The sequence below is a fragment of the Kitasatospora nipponensis genome, from assembly GCF_039528135.1.
Classification (GTDB): domain Bacteria; phylum Actinomycetota; class Actinomycetes; order Streptomycetales; family Streptomycetaceae; genus Kitasatospora; species Kitasatospora nipponensis.
This window is the reverse complement of the sequence record NZ_BAAALF010000359.1, coordinates 1-3,499: the sequence shown is the minus strand read 5'-3', so window position 1 is coordinate 3,499 and position 3,499 is coordinate 1. Positions and strand designations below refer to the sequence as shown.

Annotated in this window: 2 protein-coding genes; both read right to left on the bottom strand. The window is 76.6% G+C overall.

The genetic code is table 11. The annotated features are described in order from the left end of the window. Nucleotides 1–1,102 (bottom strand): beta-ketoacyl synthase N-terminal-like domain-containing protein (locus ABD323_RS40070; protein ID WP_344447041.1); only part of this gene is annotated, 1,102 nt, incomplete at its 3' end. Nucleotides 1,103–1,118: 16 nt separating this feature from the next. Beyond that, a partial coding sequence (locus tag ABD323_RS40065) for a type I polyketide synthase (RefSeq protein WP_344447040.1) occupies nt 1,119–3,499 on the bottom strand: 2,381 nt, incomplete at its 5' end.

Below are 3,499 nucleotides of genomic sequence, written 5' to 3'. Positions count from 1 at the left end.
CCAACCGCGTCCCCGTCCCATGCGCCTCCACCACATCCACATCCCGACCCGTCAAACCCGCCCCCGCCAACGCCGCCCGAATCACCCGCTGCTGCGAAGGACCGTTCGGCGCGGTCAACTGGCTGCTGCGCCCGTCCTGGTTGACCGCGGAGCCGCGCAACACCGCGAGCACCCGGTGGCCCAGGCGCTGGGCGTCGGCCAGCTTCTCCAGCACGAGCACGCCCGCGCCCTCGCCCCAGCCGGTGCCGTCGGCCGCCGCCGCGAACGGCTTGCAGCGCCCGTCGGCGGCCAGCCCCCGCTGGCGGGAGAACTCGATGAAGAGACCGGGCGCGGAGAGCACGGTGGCGCCGCCGGCCAGCGCCAGCGAGCACTCGCCCGCGCGCAGGGCCTGGGCGGCCAGGTGGATGGCGACCAGCGAGGAGGAGCAGGCGGTGTCCACGGTGACCGCCGGACCCTCCAGGCCCAGTGTGTAGGCGATCCGGCCGGAGGCGACGCTGGTGGTGGTGCCGGTCAGCACGTAGCCGTCGGTCTGCTCGGCGGGCAGGTGGTGCATGGCCGGTCCGTACTCCTGGGCGATGACGCCCGCGAAGACGCCGGTGCGGCTGCCGCGCAGCGCGGTCGGGTCGATCCCCGCGTGCTCCAGCGCCTCCCAGGCGGTCTCCAGCAGCAGGCGCTGCTGCGGCTCGGCGGCCAGCGCCTCGCGCGGCGAGACGCCGAAGAAGTCCGCGTCGAAGTCGCCCGCCTCGTACAGGAATCCGCCCTCGCGGGCGTAGCTGCGGCCGGGGGCGTCCGGGTCCGGGTCGTACAGGTGGTCCAGGTCCCAGCCGCGGTCGGTGGGGAACGGGCCGACCGCGTCGCGCTCCTCGGTCACCAGCCGCCACAGCTCCTCGGGGCTGCCGGCGCCGCCGGGGAACCGGCAGCCCATGCCGACGATCGCGATCGGCTCCTGCTCCGCCGCCTCGGCCCGGGCCCGTTCCAGGGCCTGCGCCGCCTCCGTCGCCTCCGCCTTGGCCTGCGCGTCGCGCAGCCGCTGGCGGGTCTGGTGCAGCTCGGCGGCGACCTTGTTGAGGTAGTCGCGGAGCTTCTCCTCGTTGGTGGTCATGTTCTGGTCGCCTTTCTCAGGAAATTCCGAGCTCGTTGTCAAGGAAGTCGAAGATCTCGTCGGCGCTCACGCCGGAGATCCGGGCCGCGTAGTCCTCGTCGCCCGCCGGGGCGTCGTCCGACGTCCCCTCGGGGGCCGGGGCCGCGGCCAGTTCGGCGAGCGCCGCGGTCAGCCGTTCGGTGGCCAGGGCCCGGGCGTCCGGGTCCGCCGCCAGCGCGGTGAGGGCGCGCTCCAGCTGATCGAGGGCCTCGCCCGGCGCCACCGGCGCGCCGCCGGCGGCCTCCGTCGCCCCGTCACCGGCGACGGCCCCAGCGGTGGCCTCGGCGACGGCCTCGGCGGCAGCCAGCTGCTCGTCGAGGTGCGCGGCCAGCGCCTGCGGGGTCGGGTGGTCGAAGAGCGTGGTGGTGGGCAGCCGCAGGGCGGTCGCCGCGTTGATCCGGTTGCGCAGTTCGATCATGCTCAGGGAGTCGAACTCGGCGTCCATGAAGCCGATGCCGGGCCGGATCGCCGACGCGTCCGGGTGCCCGAGCACGGCCGCGGCCTCGGTGCGGACCAGGGTGAGCAGCACCCGTTCCCGCTCCGCGGCGGGCTTGCCGGCGAGCCGGCGCAGCAGGGCCGCGGCGACGTCGGCGGCGGCCGTGGCCCTGGCCGGACGGGCCCGGACCAGCCCGCGCAGCAGCGGCGAGAGCCGGTCGGCGGGCGCGGCCGCGGGGTCGAGGCGGGCGGCCGCCACCAGCGCGTCCGGAGCCTGCAGCGCCGCGTCGAACAGGGCCAGCGCCTGCTCGGTGCTCATCGGCGCGAGCCCGGTGCGGCCGAGCGGTTCGGTCTCGGCGGCGGTGAGACCCGCCGCCAGCCCGCCGGCCTGCGCCCAGTGGCCCCAGGCGATCGAGACGCCCGGCAGGCCGCGCACCCGACGGTGCTGGGCCAGCGCGTCCAACTGGGTGTTGGCAGCAGCGTAGTTGGCCTGGCCGGGGTTGCCGAGTAGGCCCACCGCGGAGGAGAAGAGCACGAAGGCGGCCAGGTCGAGTCCGGCGGGGGCGGCGAGCAGGTGCCGGGCGCCCTCGGCCTTGGCCCGGGCCACCTCGTCCAGCCGCTGGGGGGTCAGCGCGGTGAGCACGGCGTCGTCCAGCACCCCGGCGGTGTGCACCACCGCGGTGAGCGGATGGGCGGGCGGGATGCTCGCCAGCAGGGCGGCCAGCGCCTCGGGGTCGGCCGCGTCGCAGCCGGTGACGGTCACCTCGGCGCCCGAGGCGGCGAGCTCGCCGAGCAGTTCGGCGGCGCCCGGCGCGTGGACGCCCTGCCGGCTGGTGAGCAGCAGGTGCCGCACGCCGTGTCGGGCGACCAGCCGGCGGGCGATGAGGCTGCCGAGCGCGCCGGTGCCGCCGGTGACCAGCACGGTGCCCTCGGGGTCGAGGGCCGCGGGCAGGGTCAGCGCGAGCTTGCCGGTGTGCCGGGCCTGGCTGAGCCGGCGCAGCGCCTGCGGGGCGTGCCGGACGTCCTGGGCGTGCACGGGCAGCGGGTGCAGCGCGCCGCTCTCGAAGAGCGCGGTCAGTTCGGTGAGCAACGCGCGGATCCGGTCCGGGTCCACGTCGAAGAGGTCGAAGGCCTGGTAGCGGACGCCGTCGTGGTCGGCGGCGACCCGGTCCGGGTCGCGCGGGTCGGTCTTGCCCATCTCGACGAACCGCCCACCGGGCGCGAGCAGCCGCAGCGAGGCGTCGGTGAACTCCCGGGCCAGCGAGTTGAGGACGACGTCGACCCCGCCGCCGGCCGCCCGGAACGCCTGCTCGAAGTCCAGCGTGCGGCTGGAGGCGATGTGCTCGTCGTCCAGGCCCTGGCCGCGCAGCGTGGGCCACTTGCCGGGTCCGGCCGTGCCGAAGACCACCGAGCCGCCGTGGCGGGCCAGTTGGACGGCCGCCTGGCCGACCCCGCCGGTCGCCGCGTGGATCAGCACGCGCTCGCCGGCCCGCAGGCCGGCCAGGCCGTAGAGGCCGTGGTGGGCGGTGAGGAAGGCGACCGGAACGGTGGCGGCCTGCGCGAAGCTCCAGCCCGCGGGGATCGGGGTCAGCAGGCGGTGGTCGGTGACGGCGCGCGGGCCGAGGGTGCCCTGGATCAGGCCCATCACCCGGTCGCCGGGCCGCAGTTCGCCGCTGTCGGGACCGGTCTCCAGAACCACGCCGGCGCCCTCGGCGCCGATCCGCGCGCCCCCCGGGTAGGCGCCCAGGGTGATCAGCACGTCGCGGAAGTTCAGGCCCGCGGCGCGTACGGCGAGCCGGACCTCCCCGGGGCCCAGCGGGCGGTCCGCCTCGGGTGCGGGCAGCACGGCGAGGCTGTCCAGGCTGCCGGGGGCGTCAGGTGCCGGGGCGTCAGGTGGTGCGGTAGCTGACGGACTGGTAGTGC